This is a genomic window from Solwaraspora sp. WMMD791, assembly GCF_029581195.1.
In the GTDB taxonomy this organism is placed as follows: Bacteria; Actinomycetota; Actinomycetes; order Mycobacteriales; family Micromonosporaceae; genus Micromonospora_E.
Map to the genome: position 1 here is coordinate 949836 of NZ_CP120737.1, position 16995 is coordinate 966830.

At 73.2% G+C, this 16995-nt stretch carries 17 protein-coding genes; 13 read left to right on the top strand and 4 right to left on the bottom strand.

Features of this window, described 5'->3' with window-relative positions:
• The first annotated feature begins 13 nt into the window (after nucleotides 1-13).
• Complete coding sequence (locus tag O7623_RS03920) at nucleotides 14-1435, top strand: cellulase family glycosylhydrolase (RefSeq protein WP_282227217.1); 1422 nt, start codon at nucleotides 14-16, stop codon at nucleotides 1433-1435.
• Between the two features lie 7 nt (nucleotides 1436-1442).
• Here O7623_RS03920 and O7623_RS03925 read toward each other — a convergent pair whose 3' ends face one another.
• Nucleotides 1443-2447, bottom strand: a complete 1005-nt coding sequence (locus tag O7623_RS03925; RefSeq protein ID WP_282227218.1) for a helix-turn-helix transcriptional regulator — start codon at nucleotides 2445-2447, stop codon at nucleotides 1443-1445.
• Nucleotides 2448-2679: 232 nt separating this feature from the next.
• Between O7623_RS03925 and O7623_RS03930 the strand changes: the two genes are divergently transcribed.
• From O7623_RS03930 to O7623_RS03985, 12 genes are all read left to right on the top strand, one after another.
• Complete coding sequence (locus O7623_RS03930) at nucleotides 2680-3483, top strand: bacterial transcriptional activator domain-containing protein (RefSeq protein ID WP_282227219.1); 804 nt, start codon at nucleotides 2680-2682, stop codon at nucleotides 3481-3483.
• Between the two features lie 133 nt (nucleotides 3484-3616).
• Nucleotides 3617-3796 (top strand): hypothetical protein, encoded by a 180-nt coding sequence (locus O7623_RS03935; protein ID WP_282227220.1) that lies wholly within the window; start codon nucleotides 3617-3619, stop codon nucleotides 3794-3796.
• 88 nt (nucleotides 3797-3884) lie between these two features.
• Nucleotides 3885-4724: a phosphotransferase gene (locus O7623_RS03940; protein ID WP_282227221.1), complete on the top strand. Its 840-nt coding sequence runs from the start codon at nucleotides 3885-3887 to the stop codon at nucleotides 4722-4724.
• The gene (locus O7623_RS03945) at nucleotides 4708-5664 is read left to right on the top strand and encodes a T3SS effector HopA1 family protein (protein WP_282227222.1); all 957 of its coding nucleotides are present in this window, start codon (nucleotides 4708-4710) and stop codon (nucleotides 5662-5664) included. Before O7623_RS03940 ends, O7623_RS03945 begins: the two co-directional genes overlap by 17 nt.
• The gene (locus tag O7623_RS03950; protein ID WP_282227223.1) at nucleotides 5657-6307 is read left to right on the top strand and encodes a flavoprotein; all 651 of its coding nucleotides are present in this window, start codon (nucleotides 5657-5659) and stop codon (nucleotides 6305-6307) included. Before O7623_RS03945 ends, O7623_RS03950 begins: the two co-directional genes overlap by 8 nt.
• Nucleotides 6308-6341: 34 nt before the next feature.
• Nucleotides 6342-6974, top strand: a complete 633-nt coding sequence (locus tag O7623_RS03955; protein ID WP_282227224.1) for a GNAT family protein — start codon at nucleotides 6342-6344, stop codon at nucleotides 6972-6974.
• Nucleotides 6971-7417: a nuclear transport factor 2 family protein gene (locus O7623_RS03960; protein ID WP_282227225.1), complete on the top strand. Its 447-nt coding sequence runs from the start codon at nucleotides 6971-6973 to the stop codon at nucleotides 7415-7417. The genes O7623_RS03955 and O7623_RS03960 overlap by 4 nt, the downstream gene beginning before the upstream one ends.
• Before the next feature lie 22 nt (nucleotides 7418-7439).
• Nucleotides 7440-8258 (top strand): class I SAM-dependent methyltransferase, encoded by an 819-nt coding sequence (locus tag O7623_RS03965; protein WP_282227226.1) that lies wholly within the window; start codon nucleotides 7440-7442, stop codon nucleotides 8256-8258.
• A complete protein-coding gene (locus O7623_RS03970; protein WP_282227227.1) occupies nucleotides 8255-8854 on the top strand; it encodes a DUF6624 domain-containing protein in 600 nt (199 codons plus the stop codon). The genes O7623_RS03965 and O7623_RS03970 overlap by 4 nt, the downstream gene beginning before the upstream one ends.
• Entirely contained in the window at nucleotides 8851-10188 is a 1338-nt protein-coding gene (locus O7623_RS03975; protein WP_282227228.1) for a YcaO-like family protein, read from the top strand. Before O7623_RS03970 ends, O7623_RS03975 begins: the two co-directional genes overlap by 4 nt.
• A complete protein-coding gene (locus O7623_RS03980) occupies nucleotides 10185-10910 on the top strand; it encodes a TfuA-like protein (protein WP_282227229.1) in 726 nt (241 codons plus the stop codon). The genes O7623_RS03975 and O7623_RS03980 overlap by 4 nt, the downstream gene beginning before the upstream one ends.
• A gap of 49 nt (nucleotides 10911-10959) precedes the next feature.
• Nucleotides 10960-11799, top strand: coding sequence for a metallophosphoesterase (locus tag O7623_RS03985; RefSeq protein ID WP_282227230.1), 840 nt, complete (start codon nucleotides 10960-10962; stop codon nucleotides 11797-11799).
• 13 nt (nucleotides 11800-11812) lie between these two features.
• On the opposite strand, the gene meaB is transcribed toward O7623_RS03985, so the two are convergent.
• The 3 genes from meaB to O7623_RS04000 are packed head-to-tail and all read right to left on the bottom strand — an operon-like array spanning nucleotide 11813 to nucleotide 16913.
• Nucleotides 11813-12820: a methylmalonyl Co-A mutase-associated GTPase MeaB gene (gene meaB, locus O7623_RS03990; RefSeq protein WP_282227231.1), complete on the bottom strand. Its 1008-nt coding sequence runs from the start codon at nucleotides 12818-12820 to the stop codon at nucleotides 11813-11815.
• A complete protein-coding gene (gene scpA / locus O7623_RS03995; protein ID WP_282227232.1) occupies nucleotides 12817-15024 on the bottom strand; it encodes a methylmalonyl-CoA mutase in 2208 nt (735 codons plus the stop codon). The genes meaB and scpA overlap by 4 nt, the downstream gene beginning before the upstream one ends.
• Nucleotides 15021-16913, bottom strand: coding sequence for a methylmalonyl-CoA mutase family protein (locus tag O7623_RS04000; protein WP_282227233.1), 1893 nt, complete (start codon nucleotides 16911-16913; stop codon nucleotides 15021-15023). Before O7623_RS04000 ends, scpA begins: the two co-directional genes overlap by 4 nt.
• Nucleotides 16914-16995: the final 82 nt, after the last annotated feature.

A 16995-nucleotide genomic window follows, 5' to 3' on the forward strand; every position in this document is an offset into this window, starting at 1 on the left:
GAGGGAGACCGCCGTGCGTCGTTGGAGAATCGGGTTGGCCGCGGCCGCGGGAGCGGCCGTCCTCGTCGGGGCGGTGGCCCTGCTCGCCCCGACAGCGAGCGCGGCGACCGCAGCGTTCGTGAAGGTCAACGACTGGGGCAGCGGCTACGAGGGCCGGTTCACCGTCACCAACGACACCTCCGCGACGATCACCTCCTGGCGGGTCAGCTTCGACCTGCCGGCCGGCAGCCGGATCAGCTCGTCGTGGAACGCGCGGCTGAGCACCGCCGGGAACCGGTACACCTTCGACAACGCCGGCTGGAACGGCACGGTCGGGGCCGGGGCGAGCACCAGCTTCGGATTCGTCGTCGCCGGTAGCGGCACCCCGGCGAACTGCACCGTCAACGGTGCCGCGTGCGCCGGCGGCACCACCCCGACGACCCCGCCGCCCACCACGGCACCCCCGACCACGGCACCCCCGACGACCGCACCGCCCACCACGGCGCCGCCGCCCGGAACCACGCCGGTCGCGGTCAACGGTCAGCTGCGGGTCTGCGGCGTCAACCTGTGCAACCGGTACGGCCACCCGATCCAACTGCGCGGAATGAGCACCCACGGGCTGCAGTGGTACGCCCAGTGCGTCAACGACGCGTCACTGGACGCCCTGGCCACCGACTGGCGCGCCGACGTGCTGCGCATCTCGATGTACATCCAGGAGGACGGTTACGAGACCGACCCGCGTGGCTTCACCGACCGGGTGCACGACCTGATCGAGAAGGCCTCCGCGCGCGGCATGTACGCCATCGTCGACTGGCACATGCTCACCCCCGGTGACCCGAACTACAACCTGGACCGGGCGAAGACCTTCTTCGCCGAGATCGCCCGCCGGCACGCGGCCAAACCCAACGTGCTCTACGAGATCGCCAACGAACCCAACGGGGTCAGCTGGGCGTCGATCAAGAGCTACGCCGAGCAGGTCATCCCGGTGATCCGGGCGGCCGACCCGGACGGCATCGTGCTGGTCGGCACCCGAGGCTGGTCGTCGCTGGGCGTCTCCGAGGGTGGCAACGAGTCCGAGGTGGTCGACAACCCGGTGAACGCGGCCAACGTCATGTACACCTTCCACTTCTACGCCGGCTCGCACCACGACACGTACCGGTCGGCGCTGTCGCGGGCGGCCGACCGCGTGCCGATGTTCGTCACCGAGTTCGGCACCCAGACCTACACCGGCGACGGTGCCAACGACCTGGTCAGCGCGCAGCAGTGGATCGACCTGTTGGCGGCACGCAAGATCAGCTGGGTGAACTGGAACTACTCCGACGACTTCCGCTCCGGCGCGGTGTTCCGCACCGGGGTCTGCGGCGGCAGCTCCTACACCGGCACCGGCGTACTCAAGGAGGCCGGCGTGTGGATCCGGGACCGGATCCGTACCCCGGACGACTTCCCGACCCACTGACCAGGCATCACGGGCCGCTCTCCACCACCCGGCCACGTACGCACGCGGTGCCGGTCGCCACCCCGGTCGGGTCCTCCGGCATCTCGATGCGCACCTCGGCAAGCACACAGTCGCGGGCGCTGTGCAGCAGGTTGCCGAAGACCCCGGTCCCGGCGTAGTCGGCGGTGAAGGTGGCGGTGGCACCGTCGGCTGGCCGCCGTACGTCGACGTGGATCGCGGTGCCGTACGGGATCCGCTCGACGGCGTACGGCAGGAAGCGGGGCCAGCTCACGCCGCACTGCGGGGCGTACCGCAGCTCGAGCACGCCGAGCGCCTGCCGGCCGAGGTTGACCTCGACGGTGTCGACGGAGAGTACCTGGGGATCGTCGGCACAGCCGCTGTCCTTCGGGTCGGCACCGTCGGCGACGGCGACACGCGACGGTGGTGTCGCGGAGTCCGGGCCCGGCGACGTCGGCGGCCGGACGTCGGTGATCGCGTGGATCAACCCGGCGAGCGCGGCCACCGTGGCGGCGGCGCTGGCAGCGAGCCAGGTGACGGTGCGCCGTCGCCACCGGCGATCGACCGTCGTGGCGGACGGCGCTGGACCCGCCGCTGCCACCGGAGCGGCCGCTGCCACCGGAGCGGCCGCTGTCACGGGACCGGCCGCTGCCGCTGGGCCCGCCGCCACCGTGGACATGCCCCGGTCGGGAACGTCCTCAGCCACGCAGGTGGCGGTGCCGTCGGGGTCCGTGGCCGACGTCGGCGCGCCGACCACGGCGGCGACCTGCTCCCATCGGGCCCGCCAGACATCGAGGTCACCGTCACAACCGCTGACGAAGGCCGCCACCGTCTCCCAGGTCGGGAACCGACGGCCACCAGCGGCCTCGGACAGCGCGGTCTGGGACCGGCCGGTCCGCCGCGCGAGTGCGGCGTACTTCGGCCGGCCAGCGGATTCGCGAAGCGCGCGCAGTTCGGCGGCGAAGGCCTGCACCGGTCCCGCGTCGCCGTCGATCCGGCGTTCAGGTCGCCCCAACGTGGACTCCTCGTGCGCTCGGTTGATTGTCCACGTTGATTCTTGCCGCAGCACCGGTGTGGGACAACTCCTGACTCGGTAGAAACGGGACCGTGCCCGACGTGTCACGGCACCTTTTCTCGGTGAGGTGAGCTGGGAAAGGGAGATCGAGTTCGCAGAAGAGTTGTCGTGGGACTTATGGTCCTATGTCGGAGACTGCTCGTTTGTCCGCCGATGTGTAGTAGGAGGTCGGATGAGAGTGGACGTACTGGGTTGGGTCACCGTGCAGTCGGACGATGGTGCCCAGATCGAACTGACCGGGGAGAAGCCACGGTTGCTGCTGGCGCTGCTGGCCTGCCGGGCCAATCAGAAAACCTGCATCGAAACGGTGATCGACGCGCTGTGGGGATACCGCCCGCCGAAGTCATGTATACCTAATATTCAAACATATGTGTGTCGTATCCGGCGGGTCCTCGACGCCGCGAGTCCCGGTGCCGGCGGACGCCTGTCGTATCAGTCCGGGGGATACGGTCTCGAGCTTGACCCCGCCGAATGCGACATCCAGGAGATACAGACGCTGGTCTGCGGTGTGTCCGGACCGTACGGTGCCGCCGAGCGGACCCCACCGCTGAATGTGCTCCAACGGGCCTGCGGCCGCTGGCGGGGCAGGCCGTTCTCGGCGGTCGCGGTCGGCCGTTCGTCGCTGATCGCCGGCGAACTGCACCGCTGCGAGGAGCTCTACCTCCAGGTCTGCGAGGAGTACGCGGCGACCGCGCTGCGTCACGGCCGGCCCGGGGACGCGGTGCCGGTGCTCCGTCGGCTGACCGCTGAGTTCCCGATCCGGGAACGGCTGTACGCGGTGGCGATCCGCTGCCTCGTCGGTGCGGGTGACACCGCCGCCGCGCTCGGGCTCTACCACCAGGCCCGTACGGTGCTCGCCCGGGAACTCGGCGCGGAACCCGGACCCGAACTACGGGCCCTGCATCAGGATCTGCTGCGGTGCCCGCCGCCGTCGCCCCGGCTCGCGGGCGGGCCTGATCAGCGGCGGTATGTGTAGCACGTCGATGGTGGGTCCGTGGCGGCCGCGCGGACACGGGTGGAGCGCACCTGCGGTGGTCTTGTAGGGCCGGCTCCGAGGATGGGTGCACCCGCCGCAACCGTGGCGGCACTCCCGTGAGAGGGGAACGACGATGCAGACCACTGCCCAGAGCACGGCCCAGGACGTGGCGGTCGAGATCGACGACGAGGTGCTGGCCTCGTTGCTCGGCGACGACGCCTCGGTCAGCCAGCTGATCGAGGAGCAGGCGGACACGTCGATGCTGCCGTCGGCGGCCTCGGTCATCGTGCTCAGCATCGTGGTGAAGTGCTGATCCGGTCCGCCAACTGACGTGGGTGTCCGCCGGCGCCGGCGGACACCCACTGCGGCCAGCACCGTAACGGGGGAGACCGGAGGATCTGATGACCGCCATCGCGGAGTTCGTCGCCGTACGGGAGGCCGCGACCGAACGGGCCGGCGTGGTGCTGGCACCCCCGCCTGTCGGACGGCTCGGCTCGCGCCCGCGACTACGCCGCATCACCGGCGGGCGACTCGACGAGGCAGTCGCCACCGCCGGTCCGAGCGGTGACCCGGAGCCGCTGCACCGGGCGGGGGCGCTGCTCGCGGCCCTGCACGGGCGTACGCCGCCGGTGGACCGCGCGGTCGTCGGCGCCGGTTATCCGTGGCGGCCACTGGATCTGCCGACCTGGTTGGCGCTGTCGCCGGCCCAGCGGGAGCTGGCCGGGTGGTTCACCGCGCGGCGGGACTTCTGCCAGCGGGCCGATCAACTGTCCGGGGCGCTGGCACGCGGAGCGATCTGGCTGCACGGCGACGCCCGGGCGGACAACATCTGTCCCGGTCCGGCCGGCGGCCCGCTGCTGATCGACTGGGAATGCACCGGCACCGGTCGCGCCGAGTACGACCTGGGGGCGCTGGCCGGCAGCCTGATCAGCATCGCCGTCACCACCGGGCCGGCCAGCAACGGCGACCCGGCGGCGGCCCGGGGGGAACTGCGTCGTGCGGTCGGCTGGGCTGCCGGGCTGGTCGGCGCGGTACTACACGGCTACCGCACGGCGTACCCGGCAGCCGAGCTGGACCGGCGGCTGATCGCTGGCGCGACCGGTCTGTCCCTCATCACCACCTGCTGGGCCCGCTGCGGCGTACTGCCGTTGGACCGGCGCAACCAGACACTGGCCCGCGTCGGTGGCGGGCTGGTGGAAGACCCTCGACGGTGGAGCGTGTTCGATGACCGCTGCGACTGACGATCTCCTCGACACCGCGCTCGGCCGGCTCCGCCTCGACGTACGCTCCGTGCTCGACGACCTCCACGACGGCGTCGCTGACGCCGACACCGTCGGGCCGTCGCGGATCGACCGGCTGGTCCGGCAGATCTTCCTGGTCGCCCACTGCGGAGTGCCCGACGAGGGCCATGCCGACCGGACGAGGCTCGACCAGGTGGTACGGCACTGTCAGGCCGCGCTGGCGGATCTGGCCGTACCGGTGCCAGGGTGGCGACCGGTCGACGGCCCGGCCAGGCAGGACGCCGGCGCGTCGGCGTCGTCGGTCACCATGCGGGCACCGGACGGGCTGTTGGTGCGGCTGCCCGCCGACCGGGTCGCCGCCGTACCCGCCTCGGGGGCCGGGCCCTGGACCGTGACGGTGCCGTTGTTGGGCACCCCGGTCGACGGCCGCTGGCTGTACTGGTTCGCCGGCCGCCAGCAACCGCGCTACCAGGCGCGGATGTACGTGCACCTGCGGTCGGACACCGCCGTCGACGACTGGCTGCGGATGATCCGCGTACTCGGTCGGGGCGGCTACCCGTTCCAGACGAAGATCAGCACCCGGCTCGAGGGCCGGCAACGGCGCGACGGCGTCGTGGTCTACCTGCCGGACCGCGCCGCCGCCCGGGCCGCCGCCGAGGTGGTCACCGCGACGGTGCCGCCCGCCCGGCGCGGTGCGTGCCCGGCCGGCTTCGCCCTGCCGTTGGCACCCGGCGTCGGACTGGCGGTCCGCGACGTCGCGCAGCACTGCGGCGCGTTGGGCTCCGACGGTGTCGACTTCGACCTCAGCTGGGGCTACTGGTGGGCGCGGCGGCTCGCCTCGGTCGCGGGCGCGGCCGACCTGCCGGCCCGCCTCGACCAGGAGCTCGGCCTGCTGTCCCAGGCGTGGGCGCTGACCCGACGGTGGTGGCACGGTGGCTGACGAACAGTCCGGGCAGCTGGACCTGCCGCCGACCCTGCCGGTACGGCGGATCCTGGTCATCGGCAGCGGCGCCATCGGTGTCGCGTTCCTGCCGGCCCTGGTGAGCACGCTGGTGTGGCAGTACCAGGCACAGGTCCGGGTGGTGCTGACCAGCAGCGCCACCGATCTGGTGTCGGCCCGCAGCCTGGCCGCCATCAGCCGGCATCCGGTCAGCGGACCAGGCTGGCCGGCGGAGGCCGCCGCCGGCCCCGCCCACGTACGGCTGGCCGAATGGGCCGAGCTGGTCCTGGCCTGGCCGGCGACCCTGTCGTTCTGCGCCCGCTGCGCGTACGGCATGACGACGGACCTGGCCAGTGCCACCCTCGTCGCCGCCGACGCGCCGGTGCTCGTCGCGCCCTCGCTGGCCAGGTCCGTCGCGACCGGTGCCACGTTCGGACGGATCCGCACGATGCTGACCGAGGCCGGGGTGACCGTCGTCGGCCCGGTGCAGGGACGCGGTGTCGCGGACACGGCCGTCGGGCCCGGTGCCTGCGTCAGCATCGCGCAACTGCTGCGCACCGCCGCCGCTGCCGGCCGCGGCACCACCGGTCACGGCGCCTCCGGCGCCGGTGACGATGCCCCGGACACCTCGACGATCCACTGAACCCGCTGCTCCCGCCCAACGCGAAAGGCGCACCATGAACGAGTCGACCACCGTGTGGCCCAGTGACCTGACCGCCCGCGACCTGCCCCAGGTCGACCCGGCCGTGCTCGACGAACTGGTCGGACCGGCACGCGTCGCCGCGATGGCACAGGCCGGGATGGCCCTGGGCAACCCGGAGGCGATGCCGATCGACACCCTGATCGGTGCCGTCGAGGCCGGGATCTGCCGGTCCTGGGTGATGTTCGCTCCCGACCCCCGCGAGGCAGGACAGCAGCGGGCCGTCGCGTTCATCATGTACGCACCGTTCAGCATTCCCGGTGTCTGGGCCGGTGAGGTCATCCGTACCGCCGCCGCGCCGCACCTGCGCGGAGTCGGCTTCGCGGCGATGGCGTACGCCCTCGATCTGATCTTCGCCGATCCCGCCGCCCGGCGGGTCATCGGCTTCGTCTCCACCACCAACCACGCGTCGCTGGCGATGGTGGACCGGCTCGGCTACGTCCGGGAGGGCATCGCCCGGCGGCTGATGGTCACGGCCGACCCGGCAGTGCCCGGTACGGTGGTCGAGGTCGACGCCGTGCTCTGTCGGATGCACCGGGACGAGTGGCCGGGTGCGTCCGTGGTGCAGGCCCGCCAGCGTCAGGTGAGCGCCCCGGTCGGTCGTCGATGACGCCGGCCGGCCCCGGCACCACCTGCCTGCGCGGCTTCGTCCGCACCGTCTGGTCCGCCGGCGACCTCAGCCAACTGCCCCGGTTCGTCCACCCCGACGTGGTGGTGAGCACCAACAGCCACGGTGACCGCGTCTGCGGACTGCCCGCGCTGGCTGACCTGATCCGCCAGGCGCGGGCGCCGTTCGACCACTACGAGATGACCATCGTCGAGGCGGTGGAGCAGCACCGGGTGGTCGCCACCCGGTGGACCGTGCGGGCCCGGCTGCGTGACCCGGCGCTGCTCGGTGACGGGCTGCGGGCGCTCGCCGGGGAGCTGACCGACCTGCTCTGGCTCGGGTTCGCCGGGATGAGCTTCACCACCTTCCAGGATGGACGGATTGTGCGCGAACGCACCGAGAGCAACCCGGCGACCGTCGCGCAGCAGCTCGGCACCCCCGGCTGATCAGGGAAGGGACAGCAACCCGATGAGTGCACCGACCTACTTCGGACCATTCAGCGTCCTGGCCCGGTTGCCCCAGCTGGCGGTGACCATCGAGCCGCCGTTCGAGGGTTTCACCGGTGCCGTGTACCACCGCGTCGTCGAGCGCGCCACCGACGACGACGCCTGGTACCTGCGGCACGCCCCGGCACCGGGGCACCTGCTCGACCTGTGCTGCGGTGCCGGACGGCACCTGCGGGCCTTCGCCGTGGCCGGCTGGCAGGTCACCGGTGTCGAGCTGGCCGACGGCGCGCTCGAGCGGGCGGCGGCGCTGCGCGCGGCGGCACCCGCCGACGTCGCGGCCCGTACGACGCTGCACCAGGCCGACGCCCGGCAGGTGCGGCTCGGGCACCCCGTCGACTGTGTGCTGATCGGCGGTTTGTCGTTCGCGCTGTTCGACCGGCACGACCGGCAGGCGTTGCTGCGTACCGCCCGCGCCCATCTCGCTCCCGGTGGGACGCTGCTGTTCGACTACTCGCCCCGCCAGCCGGCCGTCGCCGACCGTCAGGACGTGCTCGGGGTGCCGTTGCGCGGCGACGGGGGCAGCGGCTTCGCCTGGATCGGCTGGCGGCGCAGCGACCGGGCCGGGGTGCAGCACACCAACATCTACGGCGAGCTGGTCGCGCCGGGCGTCGCGACCCGTCGGTACCTGTCGACGGTCTCGATCGACCTGCTCGACGACGACGAGGTGACCCGCGACCTGACCGCCGCGCGGCTGCGGGTGGCGCACACCATGGACCTCGCCCTGGCCGCCGGCGACGGGCCGATCCCGGTCCGGATGGTCTCCTGTGTGGCGGTGCCGTGACCGGCATCGAGGGCGGCCGCCGGGCACCGACGCCGCCGGTGACACCCGCACCGACGCCGGCATCACCGACGCCGCCGCCGACACCGACGCCTCCGCCAGCGCCGCCGGATGACGGGGCCGCCGAGCGGACGCTGGCCGCCGAGCTGATCCGCCGCGCGGCCCGGGACCAGCAGGTACGGGCCCAGGTCGACAAGTCGCCGCAGGACTTCCAGCACTGGCGGGCCGTCGACGCGGACAACCTGTCCTGGCTGCGCCGACTGGTCGACCTGACCGGGTGGCCCGGGTCGGCCCGGGTCGGCCCGGTGGCCGCCACCGCCGCGTGGCTGCTCGTCCAGCACGCCGACCACGACTGGCGGTTCCAGGTCCGCTGCCTGCGTCTGTTGCGCGACCGGATGGTGCACGGTGACGTACCGGCCTGGCAGGTGGCGTTCCTCGCCGACCGGGTGTTCGCCGGCACCGGCGCCCGGCAGCCGTTCGGCACCCAGGCCGGGGTGGGCGTCGGCGGGGCACCCGTACCGCCGGCCGCCCAGCGGTGGTGGGACCAGGCAGCACCGGCCCTGACGGCGCTGCGGGCAGCGATGGCGGGTGCGGCGTGAGACTACGCGACACCGTCGCCAAGGGTGCCGCCACCGGCACCGGCAGGGAGGCCACGGCCGCCGAGACGTACCAGCGGATCCGGCCCTGTCTGCGGCGCCTCGGAGTGACCAGGGTGGCCGACATCACCGGCCTGGACCGGGTGGGCATCCCGGTGTTCAACGCGATCTGTCCACGCTCACACGACACCGTGTCGGTCTACAGCGGCAAGGGCACCAGCCCGGCCGCCGCCCGTACCTCGGCGGTGATGGAGGCCGTGGAGCGCCACCACGCGGCCCGCCCCCGGCGGCCCGACCTCGTCGCCAGCTACCACGAGTTGTCCGCCCAGGGCCGCCGAGTGGTACCACCGGCGGACTTCCTGCTGACGCTCGCGCCCGGCTACCACGACCGGCAGCCGATCGCCTGGTCGTACGGGCACGACCTGATCGCCGACACACCGGTGCTGGTCCCGCACCACGCCCTCGCGTACGGCACCGCCCCGCTGCCCGGCCCGGGCTGCTTCGCCTACACCACCACGAACGGCCTGGCCGCCGGCAACAGCGTGGAGGAGGCGCTCTGCCACGCGCTGACCGAGGTCGTCGAGCGCGACGCCCACACGCTGGCCGAGGTGGTCGACCGGCAACTGCCGGCGATCCTGGCCCGCCGCCTCGGCCCCGAGGCCGCCCGGCGACTGTCCGACCGGCTTGCCGGCCAGCGCCTCGTGGACCTGACGACCCTACCGGCGTCCGCCGCCGACCTCGTTGCCCGGTTCACCGCCGCCGAGGTCCGTCTGCATCTGGTCGACATCACCTCCGACCTGGGCATTCCTACCTTCCGCGCGGTCAGCTCGGAGGATCTGGGCCCGGACACCTCCGCCGGTCACCACGGCGTCGGCACCCACCCGGACGCCGAGGTGGCCGTCCTGCGCGCGCTGACCGAGTGTGCCCAGTCCCGGGCGGTCGACATCCAGGCCATGCGGGAAGACATCAGTACGGCGTACGACGAGGTACCCGACGCCATGCTGCACGTACGGCGGGCGACCCCACGGCAGGCGGCCGGACACCTGCCGCGGCCCGGTACCGTGCCGTGTCCGTTCACCACGGTGCGGTCGTACCCGACCGACGACGTGATGGCCGACGTGACGTTGCTGCTCGACCGGCTCCGGGCCGCCGGTTGCGACCGCGTCGTCGCCGTCGACCTGTCGTCGTCGGAGGTGCCGGCCGCCGTGGTCCGGGTGCTGGTGCCCGGGGCGGAGTCCTGGGGCATCGACCGTGGTCGGCTCGGTCGGCGGGCGACCCGGGCCTGGCGACGGGCACTCACCGCCGCCGGTGCCGACCGGGCGGAGGTGCCGAGGTGACCGGCGTACCCGCCGACAGCCCGGTGGTGGTCTTCGTCGGCCCCAGCGTCGACCCCGGGCGGGCCCGGATGATCCTCGCCGCCGAGTACCGGCCGCCGGTGGTCCGGGGCGACATCGACGCGCTGCTGCGCCGGCCGGTTCCGCCCCGGGCGGTCGGGGTGATCGACGGCAAGTTCCTGCAGAGCCTCGCGATCTCCCCGAAGGAGATCCTGCGGGCCGTCGACGCCGGGGTGCGGCTCTACGGCTCGTCCAGCATGGGGGCGTTGCGGGCGGCCGAGTGCCACCCGTGGGGGATGGTCGGCGTCGGCCGGGTCTTCGAGGCGTTCCGGACCGGCGTGGTCGACGCCGACGACGAGGTGGCGATGGTCTACGACGACCAGGACCGGCCGCTGTCCGAGCCGCTGATCGGGATGCGGCTGGCGCTGGTCGACGGGGTCGAGGCCGGTCTGGTCGACCCTGAGCACGCCCGGGCCTTTCTCGACGCCGCCCGGCGGGTCTACTTCCCGCACCGTACGGTGCGTTCCGTCCTGCGAGCCGTGGGCGCCACCCTGACGGCGGCCGACCGGGCCCGGCTGGCCGAGTTCCTGGCCGGCCGCGACCGGGATGTCAAGCGCGCCGACGCGTACGCGTTGTTGCGCAGAATCCGGGACGATTGGTACGCGACTCTACCGTCGGCGGGCACGGTAGCGCATGATCGGACGGATGGGGGCGAGCGGAACTGACGGTGGCACGCCGCAGCCGGTACGGACGCCACCGGGGCCGGGAGACGGCGTGGCGGCACCGACCCTCTGGGCGATCAGCGATCTGCACATCTCCTATCAGGAGAACCGGCAACTCGTCGCCGACCTGGCGGCGCCCTCACCCGACGACTGGCTGATCGTCGCCGGTGACGTCGCCGAGACGATCGTCGCCACCGGCTGGGCGCTCGGCACCCTGCGGCAGCGCTTCGCCCAGGTGATCTGGTCGCCTGGCAACCACGAGCTGTGGACCACCGCGCGGGAGCCGTCGGGGCCGCGCGGCGTGGAACGCTACCACCGGCTGGTCGAACTGTGCCGGGCGTTGGACGTGCGCACCCCGGAGGATCCGTACCTGCACTGGACCGGGGCCGGCGGGCCGGCGGTGGTCGCACCGCTGTTCACCCTCTACGACTACAGCTTCCTACCGGCCGGAACCAGCACCAAGGAACAGGGGCTGGCGTACGCCTACGGCACCGGCATCGTCTGCACCGACGAGTCCATGCTCCACCCGGATCCGTTCCCCAGCCGGGAGCAGTGGTGCTGGCAGCGGCTCGACTACACGGCGCAGCGACTGTCCGAGGTGGAGCCACACCTGCCGACGGTGCTGGTCAACCACTATCCGCTGGTCCGCGATCCGATGAACGTGCTGCGCTATCCGGAGTTCGCGATGTGGTGCGGCACCGAGCGGACCGCCGACTGGCACGTGCGGTTCCGGGCGTCGGTGATGGTCTACGGCCACCTGCACATTCCACGCACCACCTGGTACGACGGGGTGCGCTTCGAGGAGGTCTCGGTCGGCTACCCCCGCGAGTGGCGTGCGCGTCCGGGCCCGCCGGCGCAACTGCGTCGCATCCTGCCGCACCCGGTGGGGTGACCGCACCGGCTGGTCAGGTCGGTGGTGCCGGGTCGGCGCCGAACGCCGCCAGCAGCCGAGCGGCGGCCTGCGCCGGGGTCAGCTCCCCGGTGAGCACCCGGGCCTCGACGTCCGGGGTCAGCGCGGTCACCGCCGGATGCCGGTGGAGCCGGTCGAGCAGCCCGTCGTGCACCATCGCCCAGACCCACCGCAGCTGCTGCCGCTGCCGGTCGCGGTGCAGGTCGCCGCTGGCCCGGCGGCGGTCCTGATGGGTGAGCACCTGCTGCCAGACCTCGGCCAGCCCGGTGCCGTCGCGGCCGCTGGCGGTCGACACCGGCACCGTCCATACGTCCTGGTCGGTCCGCAGCATCCGCAACGCCCCGGCCAGCTCCCGCGCGGCGGCCCGCGCTTCGACGGCGTGCGCGCCGTCGGCCTTGTTGACCACGACGATGTCGGCGAGCTCCAGCACACCCTTCTTGATGCCCTGCAGCTGGTCGCCGGTGCGGGCCAGGGTGAGCAGCAGGAACGTGTCGACCATGTCGGCCACCGTGGTCTCGGACTGCCCGACACCGACGGTTTCGACCAGCACCACGTCGTACCCGCCGGCCTCGACCACCACCATGGCCTCCCGGGTGGCGCGGGCGACCCCACCGAGGGTGCCGGCGGTCGGCGACGGGCGCACGAACGCCGCCGGATCGCCCGCCAGCCGGGCCATCCGGGTCTTGTCACCGAGGATGCTGCCACCGCTGCGGGCCGACGACGGGTCGACCGCAAGGACCGCGACCCGGTGTCCGTCGCCGGTGAGCATGGTGCCGAGCGCGTCGATGAAGGTCGACTTGCCGACGCCCGGGACACCGGTCACCCCGACCCGACGGGCCTGCCCCGCGTGCGGACCCAACGCGACCAGCATCCGCTGGGCGTGTTCGCGGTGGTCCGGGCGGGTCGACTCGACCAGGGTGATCGCCCGGGCCAGCCAGGCCGGGGCGCCGGCACGGACCCCGGCGACGTAATCGTCGACCGGCGGCAGCCGTCGGCCGGTCATCCGGCGTCGTCGTCGCCGTGGCCGAGCCGGGCGGACAGGTCGGTGAGCAGATCGACGGCGGCCTCGGCCAGCACCGTACCCGGCGGGAAGATCGCGGCGGCACCGGCGGCCCGCAGCGCGTCGAAGTCCTGCGGCGGAACCACCCCACCCACGATGATCATGATGTCGTCGCGGCCGAGGGCGGCGAGTTCGTCGCGTAGCGCCGGGACCAGGGTGAGGTGCCCGGCGGCGAGGGAGTTGACCCCGACCAGGTGCACGTCGGCCTCGACGGCCTGACGGGCGACCTCCGCCGGGGTCTGGAACAACGGACCCACGTCGACGTCGAAGCCGAGGTCGGCGAAGGCGGTGGCCACCACCTTCTGCCCCCGGTCGTGCCCGTCCTGGCCCATCTTGGCCACCAGGATCCGGGGCCGGCGCCCCTCCGCCTCGGCGAACGCGTCGGCGGCGGCCCGGGCCCGCTCGATCCCCGCCACCGCTCCCGCCTCCTGCCGGTACACCCCGCTGATCGTACGGATCTGCGCGGCGTGCCGGCCGTAGACCTCCTCCAGCGCCATCGAGATCTCCCCGACGGTGGCCCGCGCCCGCGCCGCCTCCACCGCCAACGCCAGCAGGTTGCCCGACAGGTCGTCGGGGCGGGTCGTCGGGGCGGCCGCGGCTGCCCGGGTCAGCGCCGCCAACGCGGCGACGCAGGCCGGCTCGTCGCGTTCGGACCGCAGCCGACGCAGCTTCGCCAGCTGTGCCGCGCGTACCGCCGTGTTGTCGACCTTGAGCACGTCGACGGGTTCGTCGACGTCGGGCCGGAACCGGTTGACCCCGATGACCGGCTGGCGTCCGGAGTCGATCCGCGCCTGGGTCCGGGCGGCGGCCTCCTCGATACGCAACTTGGGCAGCCCGTCGTCGATCGCCCGGGCCATCCCGCCGGCGGACTCCACCTCCTGGATATGCGTCCAGGCCCGACGGGCCAGGTCGTGGGTGAGGCGCTCGACGTAGTGACTGCCGCCCCACGGGTCGATCACGTCGGTGGTGCCCGACTCCTGGGCGAGCAGCAGCTGGGTGTTGCGGGCGATCCGGGCCGAGAAGTCGGTCGGCAACGCGAGCGCCTCGTCCAACGCGTTGGTGTGCAGCGACTGGGTGTGGCCCTGGGTGGCGGCCATCGCCTCCACGCAGGTGCGTACCACGTTGGTGTAGACGTCCTGGGCGGTCAGCGACCAGCCGGAGGTCTGGCAGTGGGTGCGCAGCGACAGCGACTTCGGGTTGCGCGCCCCGGCGTCGCGGACCAACCGGGCCCAGAGCAGCCGGGCCGCGCGCAGCTTGGCGACCTCCATGAAGAAGTTCATCCCGATCGCCCAGAAGAACGACAACCGGGGCGCGAAGGTGTCCACGTCGAGCCCGGCGGCCTGCCCGGCGCGCAGATACTCCACGCCGTCGGCGAGGGTGTAGGCCAGTTCGAGGTCTGCCGTCGCCCCGGCCTCCTGAATGTGGTAGCCGGAGATCGAGATGGAGTTGAACTTCGGCATCCGTGCCGAGGTGTAGGCGAAGATGTCGGAGATGATCCGCATCGACGGCCCAGGTGGGTAGATGTAGGTGTTGCGGACCATGAACTCCTTGAGGATGTCGTTCTGAATGGTCCCGGTCAGCTGCTGCGGCTCGACGCCCTGCTCCTGTGCGGCGACGATGTAGAGGGCGAGCACCGGCAGCACCGCGCCGTTCATCGTCATCGACACGCTCATCTTCTCCAGCGGGATACCGTCGAAGAGTTGGCGCATGTCGTAGATCGAGTCCACCGCCACGCCGGCCATCCCGACGTCGCCGGCCACCCGGGGATGGTCGGAGTCGTATCCCCGGTGGGTGGCCAGGTCGAACGCGATCGACAGGCCCTTCTGCCCGGCGGCCAGGTTGCGCCGGTAGAACGCGTTGGACTCCTCGGCGGTGGAGAAGCCGGCGTACTGGCGGATGGTCCACGGCTGGGTGGTGTACATCGTCGGGTACGGCCCGCGCAGGTACGGTGCCAACCCGGGGACCGTGTCGAGGAAGTCCAGCCCGGCGGTGTCGGCATCGGTGTACAGCGGCGCGACGGTGATGCCCTCCGGCGTGTGCCAGACCGGCAGCCCGGTCGTCGGCGGGTCAGCGGCCGGTCGGCCGGTCTGGTCGGCCGGCGACCCGTCCGTCGGGTACAGCGTGGCCTGTCGGAAATCCGGGATCACCGGGGCACCCCCAGGGCGTCGAGCGTGGCGTCGAGCACCGCCAGGGCGTCGCAGCCGGCGTACAGGTAGCCGTCGAACCGACCGTCGGCGTCCGGCGCACCGGCCAGCAGGACCCGGCCGACACCAGCGGCGACCAGCGCGTCGGCCACCGGCCGGGCGGCGGTGGCGTAGCTGTCGTCGGCGCCGGCGAGGCAGACCACCGCGGTGGGTGTGGCGGCGACGGCGGCGGCGAGCACCGCCGGGTCGTCGGCCGGATCACCGACCCGTCTGGTGGCGATGCCGCCAGCGGCGAACAGGTTGGCGACGAACCCTGCGCGGGCAGCGTGCGCGGCCAGCGGCCCGAGCGTGGCGATCAGGACCGTCGGGCGGGAGCCGGTGGCCTCGGCGTACGCGTCGGCGCGGTCCCGGCGGGCCTCGAAACCCTCGGCGAGGTGGCGGCGGGGCAGCCCGCCGCCGGGCACCGGACCGGCCGGGGTCCGGGCGGGCCGCCGTTCGGTGAGGTCGGCGAACTCGCTGACCCCGGTGACCGGGCGGCGCCGGTGGGCGATGTCGTCGGCGCGGCGCTGCCACACCGCGTCGATCCGGTCGGCGACGAGCCCGCTGGTCAGGGCGGCCACCGCGCCGCCGGCTCGTTCGATCTCGGTGAACCAGTCCCAGGCGGCGCCGGCGAGGTCCGCGGTGAACCGTTCGACGTACCAGGAGCCGCCGACCGGGTCGAGCACCCGACCGAGGTGCGCCTCGGCGAGCAGCACCGACTGGGTGTTGCGGGCGATCCGCCGGGCGAACCCGTCGGGCAGCCCGAGGCGGGCGTCGAACGGCGCCACGGTGACGGCGTCCGCGCCACCGACCCCGGCGGCGAAGCAGGCGACGGTGGTCCGCAGCATGTTCACCCAGGGGTCGCGGGCGGTCATCATCGCCGACGAGGTGACCGCGTGCTGACGCTGGCCGCCCGCGTCGGACACCCCGCACAGCTGCGCGATCCGGGCCCAGCACTGCCGGGCGGCCCGCAGCTTGGCGATGGTGGCGAACTGGTCGGTGTTCGCCGCGTACCGGAACTCCAGCTGATCGAAGGCGCCACGTAGGTCCAGCCCGGCGTCGGTGAGCACCCGTAGGTAGGCCAGCCCGGTGGCCAGCGCGGCACCGATCTCCTGGGCGTCGCTGCCTCCGGCGTCGTGGTAGACGGTGGCGTCCACGACGACGCCGCGCAGCCGCCGCGCCGGTGCCGCGTACGCGGCGAGCTCCGGCACCACGGACAGATCGGCCGGCTGCCCGGTGCGGGCCTGCCAGCCGATCGGGTCCGCCCCGAGATTGCCGGCCAGCGCGTGCGGGGCGACGCCCTGCGCGGCGGCGAGCGCCAGGTACGCCCGGGCGGCGTCGACGGCGTCGGCCCCGGCGTCGAGGACCACCGGGGCCAGGTCCAGCAGGACACCGTCGAGCGCGTCGGCGAGCTGGGTCGGCCGCAGCCCGCTGGCGGCCAGATCGATCCACAGCGAGGTGGCACCGTTGGCGAGGTCGGTCAGCGCCGCCTGCCGGAGCGCTGCGGGATCCGGTTCGGCGTAGCGCTGGCGGACGTCCCAGCCGGCGACGGTCTCGTCGGGTTCGGTGCCGCCAGCGCCCGCGCCGTCGCGGCGGGCCGACGCGCCCCGGACGAACGGCGCCGATCCGGGTACGCCGACCGCCGGGGCGCTCGTGGGGCGGGTGTACAGCGGTCGGCGGGGGATGCCGTCGTACGTGGTGGTGCTCAGCAGGTCGTCGACGGCGTCCGCGGGGGTGTCCGGACCGGCCGCCCCGGAGCGGCGCAGGACGGCGAGCGCGAGTCGCCGCCAGTCCTGCGGCGTGGCCGGCGGGAAGCCGGCGGCCAGGTCCATCGTTTCAGTGGGCACCGCCATGAACGAATGTTAAGGGCGGCGGGGGTGGTGGGCAGCAGCCGGAGCCACACTGTGACCGCTTCCACCGGTCTGCGGATGACCG

What these genes read in the sequence shown, in the direction of transcription:
- O7623_RS03940 (WP_282227221.1), top strand. Translation starts at nt 3,885, where the DNA reads ATGACCGCCATCGCGGAGTTCGTCGCCGTACGGGAGGCCGCGACCGAA.
- meaB (WP_282227231.1), bottom strand. Translation starts at nt 12,820, where the DNA reads ATGACCGGCCGACGGCTGCCGCCGGTCGACGATTACGTCGCCGGGGTC.
- O7623_RS03965 (WP_282227226.1), top strand. Translation starts at nt 7,440, where the DNA reads ATGAGTGCACCGACCTACTTCGGACCATTCAGCGTCCTGGCCCGGTTG.
- O7623_RS03955 (WP_282227224.1), top strand. Translation starts at nt 6,342, where the DNA reads ATGAACGAGTCGACCACCGTGTGGCCCAGTGACCTGACCGCCCGCGAC.
- O7623_RS03930 (WP_282227219.1), top strand. Translation starts at nt 2,680, where the DNA reads ATGAGAGTGGACGTACTGGGTTGGGTCACCGTGCAGTCGGACGATGGT.
- O7623_RS03960 (WP_282227225.1), top strand. Translation starts at nt 6,971, where the DNA reads ATGACGCCGGCCGGCCCCGGCACCACCTGCCTGCGCGGCTTCGTCCGC.
- O7623_RS04000 (WP_282227233.1), bottom strand. Translation starts at nt 16,913, where the DNA reads ATGGCGGTGCCCACTGAAACGATGGACCTGGCCGCCGGCTTCCCGCCG.
- O7623_RS03935 (WP_282227220.1), top strand. Translation starts at nt 3,617, where the DNA reads ATGCAGACCACTGCCCAGAGCACGGCCCAGGACGTGGCGGTCGAGATC.
- O7623_RS03945 (WP_282227222.1), top strand. Translation starts at nt 4,708, where the DNA reads ATGACCGCTGCGACTGACGATCTCCTCGACACCGCGCTCGGCCGGCTC.